The following is a 21,501-nucleotide window of genomic DNA, read 5'->3' as shown; positions in this document are numbered from 1 at the left end:
CGAACTGCGATAAAGATGAGAACGCCATCTCCCCCTTGTTTTTCAGGGGGATTGAGGGGAATCCTTGGATCTCGTAGTGATGGAAACTGCGATCCGCGATCGCGATCGCCCCCAAACCCCTACGGTGAAGACTGGGCCGGTGCGAGGGACATCGGCGTTTCCATCAAGGCATTCTCGTCACTATACACTTCCAATTCAAACCAAAACGTACTGCCAACACCCACTTCACTAATAAGATGAACCCGGCTATGGTGCTTTTCGATAATATTACGCACAATCGACAGTCCTAGCCCCGTACCCTCTAGGGTATGCACCCGATTTTCAACCCGGAAAAATCGTTCAAAAATAGCATTTTGGTCATCGGGATCAATGCCGGTTCCGGTATCTGCCACCTCAATTCGCACTTTTTGGGGCTGGTTGGGCAAAGGCGCATTTTGATCCAAAAGATAGGCCAAAATCGCCACCTTGCCCCCCGATGCGGTGAACTTCAAGGAATTCCCCACCAGGTTCGCCAAGACCTGCAAAATCAAATCATAATGCCCCAACACCAGCGGCAAGTCGGGGCTGATCTGTTGCAGCAATTCGATCCCCTTATCCTTCGCATTGAGTTGATAGGTGCGGAGGGTTTGCTCAATGGGGCGGGAGATTTCGATCGCTTCTAACTGATAAGCATTACTCGATTCAAGCCGGGAAAGATCTAACACATCATTCACCAACCGCGTGAGGCGATCGGTTTCATTATTCGCCGTTTTGAGAAACTCTTCCCGCTCCCCTTCGGTGAGTTCGCTGCCGTATTCGTACAGGGTTTCAATGAACGATTTGATATTAAACAACGGCGTGCGCAATTCATGGGAGACATTACTAATAAATTGGCTTTTCGCTTCGTTGAGTTCCACTTCGCGGGTAATGTCTTGAATCGTCATTGCAATGCCTTTCACGGATTCGCGATGTTGGTCAAACACTTGGGTGAGCAGAATCCGAATTGTGCGTTCGGTGGGAGAGGAGAGGGTGACGCGAAATTCATCCCCATCGCGGTGTTTATGGTCATCGGCGGCGGACTGTTCAGCGGCTTCCGTGAGGGGGATTAGGGGGGACTTGATGTGGGTGACGTGGTAGAGGGGACGGGTGAGCTTGACGGTGACGGGGGGAGGAAGATGGTGGAGCACATTGTCGCCGATCACATCTTTGCCTTCCCAATTGAAGATGCGGCGGGCGGTGGGGTTGACGAGGATGATATCAAGGTCGGTGTTGAGAAGGACGGCTCCATCGGCAATGGTGGAGACGAGGGTTTCGAGTTTGGCTTTTTCGGCGGTGAGTTCTTCGATGTTTTGCTCTTCGTAGGATTTGAGCCGTTCGGCCATTTCGTTGAAGCTGAAGATTAGTTCACCGAGTTCGCCACCGAGGGGGAGGTTAATGCGTTGCTGAAAGTTACCGGCGGCAATGTTTTTGACCCCGACGAGGAGTTCTTTGATCGGTTTGGTGATCGTGAGGGCATTGAAAACGACACCGAGCAAGACCATGGCCCAGATCGAAATGAAGACGGCGATCGTGACATCACGGGTGAGGTTGGAGGAGGCGACGACGGTGGGGTTGGGGTTGATCCCGATCGCAAGTACCCCCAGGTATTTTTTTTCATGGTGGAGGGGGACAAAGACATCGGTGACGGGGCCGTCAGGGGTGAGATGTTGGCGCACCAGCGGCAGGGTGGTGTTGGTGGCGTATTGCTCTGGGAGTTGAATTCGGCGTTGGATCGTGAGGGAGTTTTGGACTTCGGCTTCGCTGTAGGGGATGCCGAAGAAGATTTTGCCGGCTTCGTTGGCGTAGAGGAGGTAGCGAATGGAGGAGGTGCTGCTGTAGAAGCGGCTGGAAAAACGGGCGGCTTCTGTGAGGTTGTCATCGGCGATCAGGGGGGCGACGTTGGCGGCGAGGAGGAGTCCTAAGTCGCGCCCGAAGCGAGTGTCATTGAGCCGTGCGTCGTGTTGGATGGTGTTGACTGCCCAGAAGGTGACGCTGCTCATAATTAATGAGACGACAAGGGTTGCCCCGGCCATGAGCCGAGTTTGCAGGGTGAATTCTGACCACCACTGATGAAGAATGGCGCGGATCTGTTTGAAGAACGCTAACAAGGCTTACCTGGGGACAAGGGCTGAGAGGTGATTAATTGTGAGAATATTGGGCTTCATTATATCGGAACTTTCTGAAGATCCAGTGGGTTTAGTCGGGTTGGGGGCTGTCTTCGGCTGGGCTGGGGGGGGTGGCGATCGCTGTTTCGTCCTCTGACGCGGGGGTGACGGCTGCGGCTCCAAGGCTTTCTGCTGGGGTCGGCTCCGGGTCTGGTTGGGGGCGCACACGGTGGGCGATGTCCCGGCGATAATACATGCCTTCAAATTCGATGGCGGCGATCGCATCATAGGCCTTCGCGATCGCCCCCTCAAAGTCATCCCCCAACGCCGTCACCCCCAACACCCGGCCTCCACTGGTGAGCACCTGTTTTTGGCGGCGCTGCGTCCCCGCATGGAACACCAACGCCCCCCGATCTGCCGCTGCCTCGATCCCGGTAATTTCATCCCCGCGCCGATATTTACCCGGATACCCTTCCGCCGCTGCCACCACACAAACCGCGCAGCCCGCTTCCCATTCCAAGGGGGGTAGTTTGTCCAGGGTTTGATGCACACAGGCCAACACCACCGTTTCCAAGGGCGTTTTCAGCAGCGGCAACACCACCTGCGTTTCCGGATCACCAAACCGACAGTTAAACTCCAACACCTTCGGGTCACCAGACTCCGAAATCATCAAGCCCGCATAGAGCACCCCGCGATAGTCAATCCCTTTCGCCTGTAATGCGCTCAAGGTCGGGGCAATAATCTCCCGCTCGATTCGTTCCATTAATGCCGGAGTCACCAGGGGAGCCGGGGCATAGACCCCCATGCCACCGGTATTTTCCCCCGTATCCCCTTCGCCAATCCGTTTATGATCCTGGGCGGGGATTAAGGTGCGGAAGGTTTGACCGTCGGTGATCGCAAAAATTGACACCTCTTCCCCGGTTAAATATTCTTCGACGACGAGGGTTTTAAAGCCTTGCTCCCAGAGCAGATCCACAGCTTCGAGGGCGGCGGCGATCGTGTCTGCAACGATCACCCCTTTGCCGGCGGCCAGGCTATCGGCTTTGACGACCAGGGGGGCGGTTTGGGTTTTGATGTAGGTTTTGGCGGCATCGGGTTTGGTGAAGCTTTCGCCCTTGCCCATCGGCACACCTGCTTTGGCCATGAGGGTTTTGGCCCAGATTTTGCTGGCTTCGATGCGGGCCCCGGCTTTGGTGGGGCCAAAAACGGGAATATTTTGGGCTTGGAGATAGTCGGCAATCCCGTTGGCGAGGGGAACTTCGGGGCCAATAATCACGAGGGACATGCCTTGCACGCCGGCAAAACGGGCAATGCCGTCAAAATCGCTGACATTCATGGCGATGTTTTGGCATTTGGGCACGGTGGCGGTGCCGCCATTGCCGGGAATGCAGAGAATTTGTTTAACGCGATCGGATTCTGACAATTTGAGTGCGATCGCATGTTCACGTCCCCCACTCCCCACAATCATGATTTTCATAGCTTTTACGTGCGCCCTCTGGATCAAAACTAGACAGTGTCGTGATGAATTCTAACTCTATCTGTGAGTCTTTTCGTTCATTCCAACTAAAATGCAGCCAGAGAATCACAACAAAACCATTGCAAGTATGACGCTGTGATTTTGCGATCGCGGCTCCTCTCCTCCGTCCTGTGCCAGACCCTCCCCCAAGCCCCCTATCCCACTGTTTTTATCCAGCCAACCCGTTAGAACCCTGCCTCCATTTCCCAGATTTCCTGATGAGATCAACCGGTTTCCAACCCTCTTTTTGGTAGGATTAGACTTTCTCAGTCATGAATGCTGGAATCTATGCCGCATTTTTAAACTCACCCTGAACATCGCCATCATGTCTTCCCCGGATCGCCCTGCATTTGCCATCACCACACCCCTGTACTATGTCAATGCCGCCCCTCACATTGGCAGTGCCTACACAACGATGATTGCTGATGCGATCGCCCGCTTTCAACGCCTGCGGGGTCAGGATGTTCTGTTCATCACCGGCACCGATGAACATGGCCAAAAAATCCAACGCGCCGCCGAAGATCAAGGCATTGATCCCCAAACCCACTGCGACCAAATCGCCGCCCACTTTGACCAACTTTGGACCAAACTAGACATTCAATACGATCGCTTCAGCCGCACCACCGCCCCTCGCCATCAGGCGATCGTCAATGAATTTTTCGATCGCGTTTGGAACAAAGGCGATATCTACCTCTCCAAGCAACAGGGCTGGTATTGCGTCGCCTGCGAAGAATTCAAAGAAGAACGCGACCTCCTCCCCGATCACCACTGCCCCATCCACAGCACCAAACCCGTGGAATGGCGCGACGAAGACAACTACTTCTTTCGCCTCTCTAGCTATCAAGACCGCCTCGAAGCGCTGTATCGCGATCGCCCCGACTTCATTCAACCCGCCTCCCGCCGCAACGAAGTCCTCAACTTTGTCTCCCAAGGCCTGCAAGACTTTTCCATTTCACGAGTCAACCTCACCTGGGGATTTCCCCTTCCCCACGATGACACCCACACCCTTTACGTCTGGTTTGATGCCCTCCTCGGCTACATCACCGCCCTCCTCGACCCCGACGCAGACCCCACCCTAGACAACGCCCTCCGCCACTGGTGGCCCATCCACACCCACCTGATCGGCAAAGACATCCTGCGCTTCCACGCCGTTTATTGGCCCGCCATGCTCATGGCCGCCGACATTGATCCCCCCCAGCAGGTTTTTGGTCATGGTTTCCTGACTAAAGATGGGCGCAAAATGGGCAAAAGTCTCGGCAATACCATCGACCCCATCGACCTTGTCAATCGCTATGGCGCTGATGCTGTGCGCTATTACTTTCTCAAAGAAATTGAAGTGGGCCAAGACGGTGACTTTAGTGAAACCCGCTTTATTAACGTCTTAAATGCGGATCTCGCCAACGATCTCGGAAATCTCCTGAATCGCACCTTAGGCATGATGAAAAAATATTGTCAGAGCACAGTCCCAACGGTAGATCTCAGCATCTATAGTGATACCCATGCCCTCGCTCAATTGGGACGGGGCTTAAGCGATCGCATCATCCCTGCTTATGAACAGTATCAGTTCAATCAAGTTTGTGAAGACATCTTTAACCTGATTCGCACCGGCAATAAGTTTATTGATGACCAAGCCCCGTGGAGTCTCTACAAACAAGGACAACAAACCGAAGTTGAACAAGTTTTGTATTCTGTTCTAGAATCAGTGAGACTCGCCGCCTACTTGCTGGCTCCAATCATCCCCAATCTCAGCAGCAAAATTTATCAACAACTCGGATTTGACATTGAATTTAACCACCAAGCAAGCCTCTCAACCCAAGCCCCCTTTGCCCTGCATTGTCAGTGGGGACATCTCCCCGGCGGACAGCTTTTAGCAACGCCGAGTCCTGTCTTTGCTAAGTTAGAGTCCCTCCCAATTGCCGAATCGTAGGTTAGTTCCGCTTTTTTAATCAAGGGGTCTACCCAAAGCTGAAGCAAACACTGTCCTCGATTTACAAAACGCCATCTTGATCGATTAGCCCCAATTCGACAATTACTCAATTACAATGGGGTTAACTTTATCGATCATTTTTCATTAAATTTTCAAGCAGACTCTCTCTTAATTTTTTAACACATTTTTAACATTTAACAAACGAGGCTTATCACGAATGATTGAAGATTATTTTGGTGAAGATCCAGTATTTCCACCGGAACAGGTACTGGAAAATAGGGGACGTGTCGCCATTTTCATTGATGGGTCTAACCTTTTCTATGCGGCGCTCCAATTAGGGTTAGAGATTGACTACACAAAACTGCTCTACCGCTTGACGGGAGGATCTCGTCTGTTGCGATCGTTCTTCTACACCGGCGTGGATCGCACCAATGAAAAGCAGCAGGGCTTCCTGTTGTGGATGCGGCGCAATGGTTACCGGGTCATTGCCAAAGACTTAGTACAGTTGCCCGATGGCTCCAAAAAAGCCAACCTTGATGTGGAAATTGCCGTGGATATGATGTCCCTGGTGCAGTCCTACGACACGGCGGTGCTCGTCAGTGGAGATGGCGATCTAGCCTATGCGGTGGATGCGGTTAGCTATCGCGGCGCACGGGTGGAAGTGGTGAGTTTGCGATCGATGACCAGCGATAGTTTAATCAACGTGGCTGATCGCTATATTGATTTAGACCAAATTAAAGAAGACATCCAAAAGCAACCGAAACATCCCCACCCTTCGACTTCACCTAACTCATCAAACCATTATCCCCGTAGCTTTCCGGGCATCAAAGTTGTTAATGAAGAGAAAACGTTACCCGATAAGAATTAGCGTGGGGTGCTGTTTCTTGGCTGTGGCCCTGGGGATAACGGCTTGTCGTCCGCCCGAACGGCCCACGTCCTCTGAGGCAACCCCTCAGGAGGCGGTGTACGAGGAGCAATTAATTCTGACGAATGCCACCTTGGAAAATGCCGATGAACAGGGCGAGATTGTTTGGAAGGTGAATGTTGAGCGGGTTGTTTACAATGATGAGTCCAAAAATGCTGTGCTTACGGCGGTAACGGGCAACTTTTTGCAAGCGGGTGAAGTGGTCGTGCAGATCCAAGCGGATGCTGGCGAGATTACGGATTCTGGGAAGCATATTAAGCTGCGGGATAATATTGTGGCGACAGACCCCCGGAATGGCATGGTGCTGCGGGGTGATGTGCTGGATTGGTTTCCGGATCAGGGGTTGATTAAGATCCAAGATTCGTTCCAGGGGAATGATGAAGATCTGAATGTGACGGCGACGACGGCGCAGTATTGGAGTCGAGATCAACGTGTTGAGGCGATGGAAAAGGTGGTGTTGACGGGGACCAAAACCCCGGTGCAGGTGCGCACGGAAAAATTGGTGTGGGAGTTGCCGCAAAAACGGATTAAAAGCGATCGCGCCGTGATGATCGACCGCTACGATCCGCCCTCGGAAACGGCTGAGGCTGAGGCCGATGATGGGGAAAAACCCGCGCCCGTGGTGAGCGATCGCATCACTGCCGGTCAGGCAGAATTCAACCTCGAACAAAATACCGTCATTCTCAAAAAGAACGTCGAATCTCGCTCCGTTGAACCTCCCCTACAAATTGCCTCCAATTCCATCCTCTGGAATCTCACCGCCCGCACCATCCTGTCGGATCAACCCGTCACCATCATCGATCGCAAGGATCAAACCACCCTCACCGCGAATAGTGGTCTAGCCAACCTCAAAGATGAGGTCATTCGCGTCACCGGCGGCGCGAGGGGAATTAATGCCCGCCAAGACTCCGACCTCTATGCCAACCAAATCATTTGGAATATTGGCCCCCAACGAGTCGAAGCCACCGGCGATGTGATTTATAAACAAGTTGATCCTCCCCTCCATCTGATGGGGTCGCGGGCGGTGGGAACTCTCAATAATCAGCGGGTGGTGGTCACTGGGGGCGGCAGCAATAATAGCCGTGTCATGACGACGATCATTCCCTAGCGCCCTATCAACGCCAAAAATTAGGATGCTTGTCAGATCACGGCGCACCGGAAGCGGTGGGCTACGGCGGATTGCTAGATTGCAGTGATGGCAGGAGTTTAATCCGCCTAACCCACCCTACAGGAAAGTAACGTACCGTCACGTCGAGCATTGAGGGAGCAGGTTATGGGGGACGTGTTTTTTTGACTTGACATTGTGTTTTTTAGACACTATCTTGGTTAGTGTAAGTAAGCACACAAAGCTGACTTGCAAACGAGTTACCCACCGAGAGGTACTATGAGCCTGACCATCACCACTCAATTGCCGATTCCGTCCTTCTTTAACCCTCAGAGCCTCCGCGAGGTGTGGCGCGTTCCCTATCAAGACCGGGCACAGCAGGCCCAAGACTGGGCGAAACTCCACGGCATCACCCCTGCGGCCAAAGACACGACTCGTCTGTGTTTGATGGCGATCGATGTGCAAAATACGTTCTGTTTGCCGGAGTTTGAATTATTTGTGGGGGGGCGATCGGGGACGGGGGCCATTGATGATAATGGGCGACTGTGTGAGTTCATTTATCGCAATCTCAACCGAATCACGGAAATTGCGCCGACCCTTGACACCCATACGGCGATGCAGATTTTTCACCCGATTTTCTGGGTGAATGATGCGGGAGAACACCCCACCCCAGCGGCGACGATGATCACCTATGAGGATGTTTGCAATGGGGTCTGGAAGGTGAATCCAGGGATGACCTATAGCCTCGCGGGGGGGCATTATCTGGCACTGCAAAAGCACGCGCTGCACTATGTCAAACGGTTGAGCGATGAGGGGAAATATCCGCTGACGGTGTGGCCTTATCACTCGATGTTGGGGGGGATTGGTCATGCGATCGCATCGGCAGTGGAAGAGGCAATGTTTTTCCATGCGATCGCACGTCATAGTCAAACCCGCTTTGAAATTAAAGGCGGTAATCCCTTGACGGAAAACTATTCGGTACTGCGCCCGGAGGTGCTAACCGGGGCGGATGGTCGTCCCATTGCCCAGAAAAATACGCGCTTTATTCAAAAGCTGTTGGATTTTGATGCGGTGGTGATTGCGGGGCAGGCGAAGAGCCATTGTGTGGCCTGGACGATTGATGATCTGTTGACGGAAATCCAAGCCCAAGATCCGACCTTGGCACAAAAAGTCTATCTCCTGGAAGATTGCACATCTCCGGTCGTTGTGCCGGGTGTCGTGGACTTTACGGATCAGGGAAATGCCGCGTTTCAACGGTTTGCCGATGCAGGAATGCATCTGGTGAAGTCTACTGATCCAATTGAACAATGGCCGGGGCTTGATCTGTAAGACGACAGGAGCGATCGCACCTCCTCCGCTTGGGTGCGATCGCCCCGGCTCCCAGCACCGACTTGAGCGACCCCCTCCGGTCATCGCTCACCGCTACGGCTGCAAGCTCATCACCACTCACATCCACACCCCATTTTTGGAGGTTTCCATGTCCAACTCTGCACCCAATCTCAACGCTCTTTTTAACACCGCCCACGCCGAAGGATCTCTCTCCACTGCATCGATGCACGCCTTGAATGTCATTGATATTGGCGCGGAAATTCAAGCCGGTTTGGGGGTCAATATTAATGATGTCAGTGCCAGTGAAGTGGTGCTGGTGACGATTATGCCTGATGATTCCGGCTCGATTCGGTTTGGGGGCAATGCCCAGGCCGTGCGCGGCGGTCATAACAGCGTCATTGATGCGTTGATGGCGACCCAGCAAAAGGATAATTTATTGATTCACACCCGCTACCTCAATGGTCATGTGCTGTATCCCTACTGCCCCCTAGATCAAGCCGTGCGCATGACCCCGCAAAATTATAACCCCAACCAAGGCACGCCCCTGTATGATCAAACCGTCGTGCTGTTGGGGACGGTGCTCGCGAAGACCCAAGAATTTGAAGATAATGGCGTGCCGGTGCGGACCTTGACCCTGATCATTACCGATGGAGCCGATGAGCATTCCCAGCGATCGCGGGCCAGTGACGTTCAGCATCTCGTGGGGGATATGTTGCGGGCGGAAAAGCACATCGTGGCAGCGATGGGCATCGAAGACCAAGGCACTGATTTTCGCACGGTGTTTCAAACCATGGGAATTCGGGATGAATGGATTCTGACCCCTGGGAACAGCGATCGCGAAATTCGCAACGCCTTCCAAGTCTTCTCCCAATCCGTCCTCAGCCTCAGCCAAGGCTCACCCGGTTTGCGCCAATCCCTCGGCGGCTTTGGGGGCTAACACAGTCTGAGAGGAGACCCGATCGGAGTCCTGATTTATTGATGAATCAGGACTTTTGAAGCTGATTCAATTGCTATAATTAAAGGTTAGCTTCAACTTATATCTGTTTATGTCCACCCTCACTGATCCGCGTCGGGAAAAACAACTCCACACCCTCATGCAGCGGTTTGGGTTAGCCGCCGATGCCCCCGTTGATCTCCAGTTGCTCAATCTAGCTCTCACTCATCCCAGCATTGATCGCCACGCCAACTATGAGCAGTTGGAATTTGTCGGGGATGCCGTAGTCCGCTTGCTGGCCTCTGACATTCTCCTCGAAACCTATCCCGATGCATTTGTTGGCGAGTTTGCCGCCATTCGTTCGGTGTTAGTGAGCGATCGCGTCCTCGCTGAACTGGGTTTAGAATACGGTCTCGATCGCTACTTGCTCATGAGCGGCAATCGCCTCGCCTCCGGTCGCAACTCCCAACAAATCCGCCTCGCTGATGTCTTTGAAGCCGTCCTCGGTGCGTTTTATCGCAGCACCATGGACATGAGTTTAATTCGGTTTTGGTTTGAACCGATTCTGCGGGAAAAATCCGCCGAAGTTCGCGCCGATCCGGCCTTTTGTAACTATAAAGATGCCCTCCAAGAATGGACCCAAGGCAAATACAAAAAACTCCCCGACTATCGCGTCCAAGAAAACCAAGCCCCCACCCCGCGCCAAGAACGATTTTCTGCTGAAGTCTGGCTCAATGAACAATGTCTAGGGTATGGTAAAGGCCCCTCCAAAAAAGCCGCCGAACAAGCCGCCGCCAAAGAAGCCTTTTTAGCTGTTAGTCAAATATCATGACATCGCTTGAATTTTGACACACCGTAACGCATTGATATACTCCATCTTGTCCACCGCCAAAGTGCGATTTATTTTTCCGTAAATTGCCAAATTCCTTGCCAATTTTCAGGAATTCCGTTATTTTTTAGAATCTGGAGACGTTCGAGGTAGAGGGCGGCGGTTTTATCCTGGGGATTGAGATCGAGGACAGTGTGAAATGCGGCGATCGCAGCCTCAAGATTACCCTGTTGATAGGCGGCGATTCCCTGTTCAAAAGTGGGTTGGGTTTTGGCTTTCAACTGTTGGCTTTGAACATCGGCAGCATCGAGGACTTCGTAAATGGCGATCGCTTCGTTGCGCCCTTTGACAATCACTCGATCTAAAAAGCGCACGGAGTAGGGATGATCCGGGCCGATCGCCTCTAAAACAGTCTCGGAAATCAACACCGCTACACCGTAAAACTTGGTCAAGCCTTCCAAGCGGGCCGCCAGATTGACCGTATCAGAAAAGGCATCCCCCTGCATCCGCCCCATTTCGCCCACAATCCCCACCATAATGCGCCCAAAGTGAATGCCAATGCCAATTTGAATCGGGACGGGGTTCGCTGGGATGGGGTCTTGGTTATACCGTTGGACGCATTGGTGTTGAGCGATCGCAGCATCCACAGCATCCCGCGCCCCACGGGGAAACGCCGCCATAATCCCATCCCCCAAATATTTAACAATGAAGCCCCCATGATCCCGAATCGCGGGGGACACTTGGCCCAAATATCGGTTAATAAAGGCAAAATTTTCCGAGGGGGTCATTTGCTCCGACAGGGTGGTAAAGGAGCGAATATCCGAAAACAGGATCGCCATGTCTGTACTGACATGCTCCCCTAAGGCCACATTAACCAAGCTATCCCGGCGCAAAAACCCCAAATATTCCGCCGGAACAAACCGCAAAAACGAGTTGCGTTGGTCTTCTAAATCTGCAAAGGAGGCTTTTAATTGGGTGGCCATGCTGTTGAAGGATTTCGCCAGGCTGAGGAGTTCGCGGATGCCACGGGTGGAGACGTTTTGTTCCAATTGACCCCCGGCCACTTCTTCCGTGGCGCGGATGAGGCGCACCATCGGACGACTGATCAGGCGAGAGGTAAAAATTCCGATCCCGGTGGCGATCGCTAACGCCAACAGACAGAGAGCGATCGTGTTGCGGCTATTTTCATGAATCCGCCCCATAAAATCCGCCTCAGGAACCACCAACACAATCAGCCAGTTTAGGCCGCGCCCATCTTGAAACGGAGCCACCTGAATAAATTGCAATTGGCCGTCCCACCAAAATTCCAACTGTTGAGCACCGTGAATCTTTTCAAATGATCCGAAACGCTCTAGTAAATGCTTGACCGTGGCCCGCACCAACGGGCTTTCACTTTCGACCACTTGCAATTGGCGTAGGTTTTGCTGCTCACTGACGGCAAAGGTATCGTCGGTAGAACTCGATAGCAGTGCCCCTTGGCGATCCATGATCAAGGCCTCGCCCGATTGACCAATTTGCAACTCTTGGAGAAAGGCTTGTAGATCTTCCGACAGCACCACATCAGTCCCACAGACCCCAACGATCGCATTCCCTTCGTAAATCGGCGTGCTGGCCGTCACCGTCGGGAGTTGGGAGGAAAAATCTAAATAGACCGGACTCCAGGTGGGCCGACCGGCCTGAAGCGCCGCCCGATACCAAGGCCGTTGGCGGGGATCGTAGGGGCCGATGGTTTGGAGGCGATGGGTGAGGTTGCCCCGGTTATCGGTGTCGTAGAGTTGGTATTGATAGTCAGTGCGAGCATTGCTAACCATCATTTGAAAGTTGCGCGGGTCAAAGTTTCCCCCCAGGGTGCGCCGCGTCACCCCGAAGAATTCCCCCTGGGAATTGCCGCAGTAGATGCCATTAATCAGGGCGGACACTTTGATTTGCTGGAGGAATTGATAACCGCCTTGGGTGTTGCGAATGTTGAGAGCGCCTTCATTGACGGCGGTGGTGTTGAGGCGATTGATGATGTGGGGGGTGCGGATGTAGTGATGGAGACGTTGCTGGATGCGTTCGGTGAGTTCGCTGCGCAGTTGGGAGGCGAGATCGTTCACTGCCCGTTGTCCTGCGTGCCAGGAAAGATAGCCAACAATGCTGATCGCGATCGCTAATTGAGCGATAAATGGCACAATCAGAACAATCCAGAGGGGCAGCGGTGTCAGGCGAGTTCGCTTCATTCCAGGAGGGGCAACACAAGGGCGAATCGATCGAGGGGGCTATACCTCAGCAATGACCCTGATCGTTGATCCCATCAGGATACTTTAATCGGGGGATGGATTGCGTGAGATGCGATCGCGCTACTCTGGAGCGGGGATGAGTGAGCCAGAGGCTCACACTACCCTGTCTGGAATCTTCTGTCGTGCGAGCTTCTCGCTCGCTGCCCTGACTGAGAGGGGGATCAAACACAGGCTAGGTCAACTATTAGAACATTGTGTATCAGCAGTAGTAAGCCTGGGGTGGTTCGTGATCTATTGCTCATCCCCCCTCATTATTTTTTTCGAGGCGGAGCCGCACGGATTCAGCGTGAGAATGGAGGCCTTCCGCGTTGGCCAGGGCTTGGATCGCACCGGACGCGCGATTGAGGGCATGGGAGGAATATTGAATGAGGCTCGAATGCTTCATGAAGGTTTCCACGCCTAGGGCCGAAGCGTAGCGGGCTGCGCCGGAGGTGGGCAGGGTGTGGTTGGGGCCGGCGAGATAGTCGCCCACGGCTTCGGGGGTGGAGTTGCCGAGGAAGATCGCCCCAGCGTGGCGGATTTGCTCAACAAGATCCCAGGGGGATTCGACTTCGAGTTCGAGGTGTTCCGGGGCGAACAGGTTTGAGAATTCGGCCGCCGTTGCGAGGGAATCAACGACGATAATCACGCCGTAGTGGGCGATCGCTTTTTCCGTCAGCACCCGGCGGGGATGATGTTCAAGTTGTCGCGTCACTTCCTGCTGCACTTGGGTCGCGAGGTCAGGATCGGGGGTGATCAAGATGGCCGCAGCGAGGGGATCATGTTCAGCCTGGGCGAGGAGATCAGCGGCCACATGGACGGGGGAAGCGTAGCGATCGGCAATCACCAGCACCTCAGACGGCCCAGCGAGGGAGTCAATGCCCACGGTGCCGTAGACCATTTTTTTGGCGAGGGTGACGTAGATATTGCCGGGGCCGGTGATCACATCCACGTTGGGGATGCGTTCTGTGCCGTAGGCGAGGGCAGCGATCGCCTGCGCACCCCCCACCCGATAAATTTCCGTCACGCCCGCTTCTTGGGCCGCCACCAACACCGCCGGATTAATCTTACCCCCCTCCCCCGGTGGAGTCACCATCACGATCCGAGGCACATTAGCGACCTTAGCCGGAATCGCATTCATCAGCACCGTGCTGGGATAGGATGCCCGCCCCCCCGGTACGTACAGGCCAGCCCGATCCACGGGGGTATAGCGTTTGCCCAAAACCGTATCATGGTCACCAAATTGCACCCAAGACTTGGGCATCCGTTGGCGGTGGAAGGCTTCAATATTTTGGCGGGCTAGGATAATCGCATCGAGCAACTCTTTCGACACTTGCTGATAGGCTGCATCGAGTTCTGACCCAGAAATCCGGAGTTGGTCTAGGGTGAAGCGATGACCGTCAAACATTTCGGTGTAGTCGAGCAAAGCCGCGTCCCCATTCTCCTGAACCGTTTTGAGAATGTCGCGCACAGTCTCCTCTTGGCTTAGCATGGCGCTGCTATGCGTCCGCTTGCTAATCCGGTTCAGTTCGGTACGGGCCTCAGTTGCCTCAGTAATAATTCGCAGCATAGTGTGACAATGCCTTGGCGATAGGGGGAACGTTGAGTGAACTCCGAGAGTCTAGACCACAGGTCTAGCGTTCAGAGTTGAATTTCAGAATCTTGTGTCTAGCTTAACGTGGATAGATTCTTGGGTGCGGGAGGCGGGCTTAGGAGTCGCGCTTCGGGTCTTCTCCAATCAAGTTGCAGGGTTGATTGTGCAAGTGATATATTAATATGTCCTGTAAGTGTTTAATATTGTACCTGCAAACCCAGCGACCTTTTCAAGAAGACGACCGTGGCTAACTCTAAATCTGCTATCAAACGTATTCAAATTGCTGAGCGTAACCGTCTCCGTAATAAATCCTACAAATCTGCTGTGAAGACCCTAACCAAGCGGTACTTCGCGGCGGTGGATGCCTATACCTCGAATCCAACTCCTGAAGAGTTGGTGAACGTGGACACCACCCAAGCACGGGTGTACAGCAAAATCGATAAAGCCGTCAAGCGTGGTGTGCTCCATACCAATACGGGAGCCCGGCGGAAGGCCCGCTTGGTACGCTATCGGAAAGCCGCTGCTGCCGAAGCCCCTGCCTAGGGTGTATTGCGTGCGGTTACTCGCAGGAGCCCCGCTTCACCGTGTAATCTGTCCGTTTCCCAAAGCGGACAACTCTGCTGTGTTTAGAGCTTGACACGGCTGATCACTTACCCCTGGGTTGCAATGCAGCTAGTGGACACTCACGTTCATCTCAATTTTGATGTTTTTGACGCAGATCTTGATGCTGTGCGGGAACGGTGGCGCGAAGCTGGGATTGTGCAATTGGTGCATTCCTGTGTTCAACCCGATGAATTTGACGAGATTCGTGCGATCGCTGATCGTATTCCGGAACTCTCCTTTGCCGTCGGCCTCCATCCCTTGGATGCCAATCGATGGACTGCGAACAGTCTCACCCAAATTCGGAACTGTGCTCAGTCCGATGGGCGGGTGGTGGCGATCGGCGAGTTGGGTCTCGACTTTTTCAAAGCCGACAACCAAGACCATCAACGGCAGGTCTGCCGCCAACAACTCGAACTTGCTGTGGAACTTGGTTTACCCGTGATTATCCACTGCCGGGATGCAGCGGCAGCAATGCGCGATCTGTTGCTTGAGGTGCAGCAAACCTGCGGCCCCGTGCGCGGGGTGATGCATTGCTGGAGTGGAACCCCCACGGAAACCCAATGGTTTCTGGATCTGGGGTTTTACATTAGTTTTAGCGGCATTGTCACCTTTAAAAACGCCCACGCGATCAAAGCGTCGGCCCAAGGTGTGCCCAGCGATCGCCTTCTGGTGGAAACCGATTGCCCCTTCTTGGCTCCCGTGCCCCGTCGCGGCAAACGCAATGAACCCAGTAACGTCTACTACGTGGCAGCGGCCCTCGCCGAACTCCGCGAAGTAGACCTCAGGGATCTCGCTGCCACCACCACCGCCAACGCCCGCCACCTGTTCCGCCTACCCGCCAGTCCTTTGGGTGCTTAGCCCCTAACCTATGTCGGTTTTTTGCCTGTCCCAACTGGATACCTTTGTCTCTACCGTTAGCCTGGCGCTCTAGCGGTGGGGTTTTAGGCTGATCCCCCTTTTCTTAGCCGTCCAAATCCCCAAAACCACATGACTAAGACGAACCTAACCTACAACCTGTTACCCGATTTAATTGAAATTCAACGGTCTAGCTTCCGTTGGTTTCTAGAAACGGGATTGATCGAAGAACTGAAAAGTTTTTCCCCCATTACCGACTACACCGGTAAATTGGAACTGCACTTTATTGGGGACAAATACAAGCTCCATGCACCCAAATACGACGTGGATGAAGCCAAACGGCGGGATGCGAGCTATTCGGTGCAGATGTATGTGCCGACCCGCTTGATCAATAAAGAAACGGGGTTGATCAAAGAGCAGGAGGTGTTTATTGGGGATTTGCCGTTGATGACCGATCGCGGCACCTTCATCATCAACGGGGCTGAGCGGGTGATCGTCAATCAAATTGTGCGATCGCCCGGTGTTTATTACAAAGCCGAAACCGACAAAAACGGTCGCCGCACCTACTCCGCCTCCCTGATCCCCAACCGAGGGGCCTGGCTCAAATTTGAAACCGACAAAAACAGCCTCGTCTGGGTGCGGATCGACAAAACCCGGAAACTCTCCGCCCAGGTGCTCCTCAAAGCCATCGGTCTCAGCGACAACGAGATCATGGACGGATTACGCCACCCCGACTTTTATCAAAAAACCCTTGATAAAGAAGGCAATCCCAGCGAAGAAGAAGCCCTCATGGAGTTGTACCGCAAGCTTCGTCCCGGTGAACCCCCGACGGTAAACGGCGGTCGCCAACTGCTCGAATCCCGCTTTTTCGACAACAAACGCTACGACCTCGGCAAAGTGGGCCGCTACAAAATCAATAAAAAACTACGCCTCAACACCCCCGACACCGTGCGTGTCCTCACCAACGAGGACATCATGGCGGCGATCAACTACCTGATCAACCTGGAATTTGATGCGGGCTACACCGACGACATCGATCACTTGGGGAATCGTCGCGTCCGTTCCGTGGGGGAATTGTTGCAAAACCAGGTGCGGGTGGGTTTAAATCGCCTGGAGCGGATCATTCGTGAACGGATGACGGTTTCTGAAGCCAGTTCCCTCACGCCGGCATCCTTGGTGAACCCGAAACCTCTCGTCGCGGCGATCAAAGAGTTCTTCGGCTCGTCGCAACTGTCACAGTTTATGGATCAAACCAATCCCCTGGCGGAATTGACCCATAAACGCCGTCTCTCGGCCCTGGGCCCCGGCGGTCTCACCCGCGAGCGGGCGGGGTTTGCGGTGCGGGATATTCACCCCTCCCACTATGGGCGGATTTGTCCGGTGGAAACGCCGGAAGGCCCCAACGCGGGGTTGATTGGTTCCCTCGCCACCTATGCGCGGGTGAATGAATATGGCTTCATTGAGACCCCCTATTACCGGGTGGAAAATGGCTATGTTCATTATGAAGAAGATCCGGAATTTTTAACCGCCGATCAAGAGGATGACTTGCAAGTGGCACCGGGGGATGTGGCCACCGATGATGAAGGAAAGATTCTGGGCGATCGCGTCCCCGTCCGTTACCGGCAAGAATTTTCCACCACCGTCCCCGAACAAGTGGACTATATCGCCGTCTCCCCGATGCAGATCGTCTCGGTGGCAACGTCCCTGATCCCCTTCCTCGAACATGACGATGCCAACCGCGCCCTGATGGGCTCCAACATGCAACGCCAAGCCGTGCCTCTGTTACGCCCTGAGCGTCCCTTGGTGGGAACCGGTCTCGAAGCCCAAGCCGCCCGTGACTCCGGGATGGTGGTGGTCTCCCGTCACCACGGCACCGTAAGTTATGTGGATGCGGAACGGGTGCGAATTCGCGTCAGTTGGAGCGATGAAGAAATAGAGGCCAACCCCGATGGACTCCCCGATGAAGTGGAATACGAAGTCCAAAAATATCAACGTTCCAACCAAGACACCTGCTTAAATCAGCGGCCCTTGGTGTATCAAGATGAGCCGGTCGTGCCGGGTCAAGTCCTCGCTGATGGGTCTGCCACGGAAGGGGGCGAACTGGCCTTGGGGCAAAATATTCTTGTCTCCTATATGCCCTGGGAAGGCTACAACTACGAGGATGCGATCCTGATTAGTGAACGTTTGGTGATGGACGATGTCTACACCAGTATTCACATTGAAAAATACGAAATCGAGGCCCGTCAAACCAAACTCGGCCCCGAAGAAATCACCCGCGAAATTCCCAACGTCGGGGAGGATGCCCTGCGCAATTTAGACGAGCGCGGCATTATCCGGATCGGGGCTTGGGTGGAATCTGGCGATATTCTCGTCGGGAAAGTGACCCCGAAAGGAGAATCCGACCAACCCCCGGAAGAAAAACTGCTGCGGGCGATTTTCGGGGAAAAGGCGCGGGATGTGCGGGATAATTCCCTGCGGGTTCCCAACGGTGAAAAAGGCCGCGTCGTGGATGTGCGGGTCTTTACGCGGGAACAGGGGGATGAACTTCCCCCCGGTGCCAACATGGTGGTGCGGGTCTATGTGGCCCAAAAACGGAAGATCCAAGTGGGGGATAAGATGGCGGGTCGCCACGGAAATAAGGGGATTATTTCCCGGATTATGCCCATGGAAGATATGCCCTATCTCCCCGATGGTCGCCCGGTGGATATTGTTTTGAACCCGCTGGGTGTGCCGTCCCGGATGAATGTGGGCCAGGTGTTTGAATGCTTGCTCGGCTGGGCTGGGGAGAATCTGGGGGTGCGCTTTAAGATGACACCGTTTGATGAAATGTACGGGGAGGAAGCGTCCCGGACGGCGGTGCATGGCAAGCTCGAAGAATCCACCCAACGGGCTGGGAAAGATTGGGTGTTTGACCCTGAAAATCCGGGCAAAATCACGGTGCGGGATGGCCGCACGGGTGAACCCTTTGATAGTCCGGTAACAGTGGGGATCGCCTATATGCTGAAGCTGGTTCACCTGGTGGATGATAAGATTCACGCCCGTTCGACGGGGCCGTATTCCTTGGTGACGCAACAACCCTTGGGTGGGAAGGCGCAACAGGGCGGACAGCGGTTCGGCGAAATGGAAGTCTGGGCCCTAGAAGCCTATGGCGCGGGCTACATCTTGCAGGAGTTGCTGACGGTGAAGTCCGACGATATGCAGGGTCGCAACGAGGCGTTAAATGCGATCGTCAAGGGCAAGCCGATTCCCCGGCCGGGAACGCCGGAATCCTTCAAGGTGTTGATGCGTGAACTTCAGTCCTTGGGCTTGGATATTGCGGTGCATAAGGTGGATACGGCCACCGATGGCAATAGCAATGATACCGAGGTGGATCTGATGGCGGATGTGGAGCGCCGCCGTACGCCCAGTCGCCCCACCTATGAGTCCTTGACGACGGAAGACCTCCAGGAAGACGAGGTTTAAGCTGCATTGGGGAAGGTGCGATCGCACCTCTCCCCCACCTCTCCCCCATTCCCTACGCCCCCTTTGTGAATACCCTATGAAACCCCCAACAGAACAACGCTTCGACTACGTTAAAATCGGCATCGCCTCCCCCGATCGCATCCGCCAATGGGGCGAACGCACCCTCCCCAACAGCCAACTGGTCGGGGAAGTCACCAAACCCGAAACGATCAACTACCGCACCCTGAAGCCGGAAATGGACGGCCTGTTCTGCGAGCGGATCTTTGGCCCCGCCAAAGACTGGGAATGCCACTGCGGGAAATACAAGCGCGTCCGCCATCGCGGCATCGTCTGCGAACGCTGCGGCGTGGAAGTCACCGAATCCCGCGTCCGTCGTCACCGCATGGGCTACATCAAACTCGCCGCCCCCGTCACCCATGTGTGGTATCTCAAAGGGATTCCCAGTTATTTGAGCATTTTGCTCGACATGGCCCTGCGCGATGTAGAACAGATCGTCTACTTCAACGCCTACGTCGTCCTCGACCCCGGCAACGCCAGCAACCTCAGCTATCGCCAACTGCTCACGGAAGATCAATGGCTCGAAATTGAAGAGCAACTCTACGAAGAAGAATCCCAACTCGAAGGCATCGAAGTGGGCATCGGAGCCGAAGCCGTCCAACGCTTGCTCGAAGAAATCAAACTCGAAGAAGAAGCAGAACGACTCCGGGAAGAAATCGCCGGAGCCAAAGGACAAAAACGCGCCAAGCTGATTAAGCGCCTGCGGGTGATTGATAACTTCATCGCCACCGGGGCCCGGCCGGACTGGATGGTCTTGTCCTATATTCCCGTGATTCCCCCGGACTTGCGCCCGATGGTGCAACTCGATGGCGGTCGCTTTGCCACCTCGGATTTAAACGACCTCTATCGCCGGGTGATCAACCGCAACAACCGCCTCGCGCGATTACAGGAAATCCTCGCCCCGGAAATCATCGTCCGTAACGAAAAACGGATGCTCCAAGAAGCCGTTGATGCCCTGATCGACAACGGGCGGCGGGGTCGTACCGTGGTGGGTGCAAACAATCGCCCCTTAAAATCCCTCTCGGACATTATCGAAGGGAAGCAAGGCCGCTTCCGCCAAAACCTGTTAGGGAAACGGGTGGACTACTCCGGACGTTCCGTGATCGTGGTGGGGCCGAAGCTGAAAATTTATCAGTGTGGGTTGCCCCGCGAGATGGCGATCGAACTCTTTCAGCCCTTTGTGATCCATCGGCTGATTAAAAGTGGCCTGGTGAACAACATCAAAGCGGCGAAAAAACTAATTCAGCGCGGCGATAGTGCCGTGTGGGATGTGCTCGAAGATGTGATCGCGGGTCACCCGGTCCTGCTCAACCGTGCCCCAACCCTGCACCGTTTGGGGATTCAAGCCTTTGAGCCGATTTTAGTTGAGGGTCGCGCCATCCAACTCCATCCCCTGGTCTGTCCAGCCTTTAACGCTGACTTTGACGGAGACCAAATGGCGGTTCATGTGCCCCTCTCCCTCGAAGCCCAGGCCGAGGCGCGACTGTTGATGCTGGCTTGTCACAATATTCTTTCCCCGGCAACGGGTAAGCCGATCGTGGCTCCGTCCCAAGATATGGTCTTGGGGTGCTATTACCTGACGGCGGAAAATCCGAAGTTTGAGCGGGAGTCGTTGGTGGCTACGGGTGAGGACGTGATCGATCGCATCAAGTCCGGTGTAGAACGCCGCTTTGCTTCCATGGATGATGTGTTGCGGGCCTTTGAACAGGGCTATCTCAATATTCACCAATACCTCTGGCTACGCTATAGCGGGGAGATTTTGGTGAGCGCGGCAGAGGAAGAAATTGCTGTGACCGCAACGGATGTGGAGGGGGTACGCTGCTATGGCGAACGCCGGGGTGAATCCCACTACCTGCCGACCCGCTTAATCCGCACCGTGGATAACCAGGGAGGTGAACCGTTCCAATTCCAATATGTGTACACGACCCCCGGTCGGATTATCTACAACAAAACGATCGCAGATGCTCTCGGCCTTTAACCCCCG

General features: G+C 54.3%; 14 protein-coding genes. 10 read left to right on the top strand and 4 right to left on the bottom strand.

Annotated features, from left to right (window positions below):
• Positions 1-119 precede the first annotated feature (119 nt).
• Together nblS and purD are read right to left on the bottom strand one after the other, a co-directional pair.
• Positions 120-2,126, bottom strand: coding sequence for a two-component system sensor histidine kinase NblS (nblS, locus tag SPI6313_RS12775; RefSeq protein WP_072621344.1), 2,007 nt, complete (start codon positions 2,124-2,126; stop codon positions 120-122).
• Between the two features lie 88 nt (positions 2,127-2,214).
• On the bottom strand, positions 2,215-3,600 hold the full coding sequence (purD, locus tag SPI6313_RS12770; RefSeq protein WP_072621343.1) for a phosphoribosylamine--glycine ligase: 1,386 nt from the start codon (positions 3,598-3,600) through the stop codon (positions 2,215-2,217).
• A 364-nt stretch (positions 3,601-3,964) separates the two neighbouring features.
• Between purD and metG the strand changes: the two genes are divergently transcribed.
• The 6 genes from metG (at position 3,965) to rnc (ending at position 10,691) form a co-directional block, all read left to right on the top strand.
• A complete protein-coding gene (metG, locus tag SPI6313_RS12765; RefSeq protein WP_072621342.1) occupies positions 3,965-5,566 on the top strand; it encodes a methionine--tRNA ligase in 1,602 nt (533 codons plus the stop codon).
• Positions 5,567-5,783: 217 nt separating this feature from the next.
• Positions 5,784-6,434 (top strand): LabA-like NYN domain-containing protein, encoded by a 651-nt coding sequence (locus SPI6313_RS12760; protein ID WP_084669014.1) that lies wholly within the window; start codon positions 5,784-5,786, stop codon positions 6,432-6,434.
• A 22-nt stretch (positions 6,435-6,456) separates the two neighbouring features.
• On the top strand, positions 6,457-7,599 hold the full coding sequence (gene lptC / locus SPI6313_RS12755; protein WP_245789001.1) for an LPS export ABC transporter periplasmic protein LptC: 1,143 nt from the start codon (positions 6,457-6,459) through the stop codon (positions 7,597-7,599).
• 276 nt (positions 7,600-7,875) lie between these two features.
• A complete protein-coding gene (locus SPI6313_RS12750) occupies positions 7,876-8,925 on the top strand; it encodes a cysteine hydrolase family protein (RefSeq protein ID WP_072621340.1) in 1,050 nt (349 codons plus the stop codon).
• Positions 8,926-9,073: 148 nt separating this feature from the next.
• Positions 9,074-9,862, top strand: a complete 789-nt coding sequence (locus SPI6313_RS12745) for a hypothetical protein (RefSeq protein WP_072621339.1) — start codon at positions 9,074-9,076, stop codon at positions 9,860-9,862.
• Positions 9,863-9,971: 109 nt separating this feature from the next.
• Entirely contained in the window at positions 9,972-10,691 is a 720-nt protein-coding gene (rnc, locus tag SPI6313_RS12740; protein ID WP_072621338.1) for a ribonuclease III, read from the top strand.
• A gap of 68 nt (positions 10,692-10,759) precedes the next feature.
• Here the strand turns inward: rnc and SPI6313_RS12735 are convergent, their stop codons facing one another.
• Entirely contained in the window at positions 10,760-12,907 is a 2,148-nt protein-coding gene (locus SPI6313_RS12735; RefSeq protein ID WP_072621337.1) for an adenylate/guanylate cyclase domain-containing protein, read from the bottom strand.
• Positions 12,908-13,205: 298 nt separating this feature from the next.
• Complete coding sequence (gene hisD, locus SPI6313_RS12730; RefSeq protein WP_072621336.1) at positions 13,206-14,516, bottom strand: histidinol dehydrogenase; 1,311 nt, start codon at positions 14,514-14,516, stop codon at positions 13,206-13,208.
• 267 nt (positions 14,517-14,783) lie between these two features.
• Between hisD and rpsT the strand changes: the two genes are divergently transcribed.
• The 4 genes from rpsT to SPI6313_RS12710 all read left to right on the top strand — a co-directional run bounded on the left by rpsT (position 14,784) and on the right by SPI6313_RS12710 (position 21,495).
• Entirely contained in the window at positions 14,784-15,083 is a 300-nt protein-coding gene (gene rpsT, locus SPI6313_RS12725; RefSeq protein WP_072621335.1) for a 30S ribosomal protein S20, read from the top strand.
• Positions 15,084-15,206: 123 nt separating this feature from the next.
• A complete protein-coding gene (locus SPI6313_RS12720; RefSeq protein ID WP_072621334.1) occupies positions 15,207-16,001 on the top strand; it encodes a TatD family hydrolase in 795 nt (264 codons plus the stop codon).
• Between the two features lie 129 nt (positions 16,002-16,130).
• Positions 16,131-19,460: a DNA-directed RNA polymerase subunit beta gene (rpoB, locus tag SPI6313_RS12715; RefSeq protein ID WP_072621333.1), complete on the top strand. Its 3,330-nt coding sequence runs from the start codon at positions 16,131-16,133 to the stop codon at positions 19,458-19,460.
• Positions 19,461-19,536: 76 nt separating this feature from the next.
• Positions 19,537-21,495 (top strand): DNA-directed RNA polymerase subunit gamma, encoded by a 1,959-nt coding sequence (locus SPI6313_RS12710; protein ID WP_072621332.1) that lies wholly within the window; start codon positions 19,537-19,539, stop codon positions 21,493-21,495.
• Positions 21,496-21,501: the final 6 nt, after the last annotated feature.

This window comes from Spirulina major PCC 6313, assembly GCF_001890765.1.
GTDB lineage: Bacteria > Cyanobacteriota > Cyanobacteriia > Cyanobacteriales > Spirulinaceae > Spirulina > Spirulina major.
The sequence above is the reverse complement of the archived record's forward strand: the minus strand, read 5'-3'. Positions and strand labels throughout refer to the sequence as shown.

Excerpts from the sequence above, each read along its gene's own strand:
- hisD (WP_072621336.1), bottom strand. The coding sequence starts at position 14,516 with ATGCTGCGAATTATTACTGAGGCAACTGAGGCCCGTACCGAACTGAAC.
- metG (WP_072621342.1), top strand. The coding sequence starts at position 3,965 with ATGTCTTCCCCGGATCGCCCTGCATTTGCCATCACCACACCCCTGTAC.
- SPI6313_RS12745 (WP_072621339.1), top strand. The coding sequence starts at position 9,074 with ATGTCCAACTCTGCACCCAATCTCAACGCTCTTTTTAACACCGCCCAC.
- rnc (WP_072621338.1), top strand. The coding sequence starts at position 9,972 with ATGTCCACCCTCACTGATCCGCGTCGGGAAAAACAACTCCACACCCTC.
- rpoB (WP_072621333.1), top strand. The coding sequence starts at position 16,131 with ATGACTAAGACGAACCTAACCTACAACCTGTTACCCGATTTAATTGAA.
- SPI6313_RS12750 (WP_072621340.1), top strand. The coding sequence starts at position 7,876 with ATGAGCCTGACCATCACCACTCAATTGCCGATTCCGTCCTTCTTTAAC.
- SPI6313_RS12735 (WP_072621337.1), bottom strand. The coding sequence starts at position 12,907 with ATGAAGCGAACTCGCCTGACACCGCTGCCCCTCTGGATTGTTCTGATT.
- SPI6313_RS12710 (WP_072621332.1), top strand. The coding sequence starts at position 19,537 with ATGAAACCCCCAACAGAACAACGCTTCGACTACGTTAAAATCGGCATC.
- SPI6313_RS12720 (WP_072621334.1), top strand. The coding sequence starts at position 15,207 with ATGCAGCTAGTGGACACTCACGTTCATCTCAATTTTGATGTTTTTGAC.
- SPI6313_RS12760 (WP_084669014.1), top strand. The coding sequence starts at position 5,784 with ATGATTGAAGATTATTTTGGTGAAGATCCAGTATTTCCACCGGAACAG.
- purD (WP_072621343.1), bottom strand. The coding sequence starts at position 3,600 with ATGAAAATCATGATTGTGGGGAGTGGGGGACGTGAACATGCGATCGCA.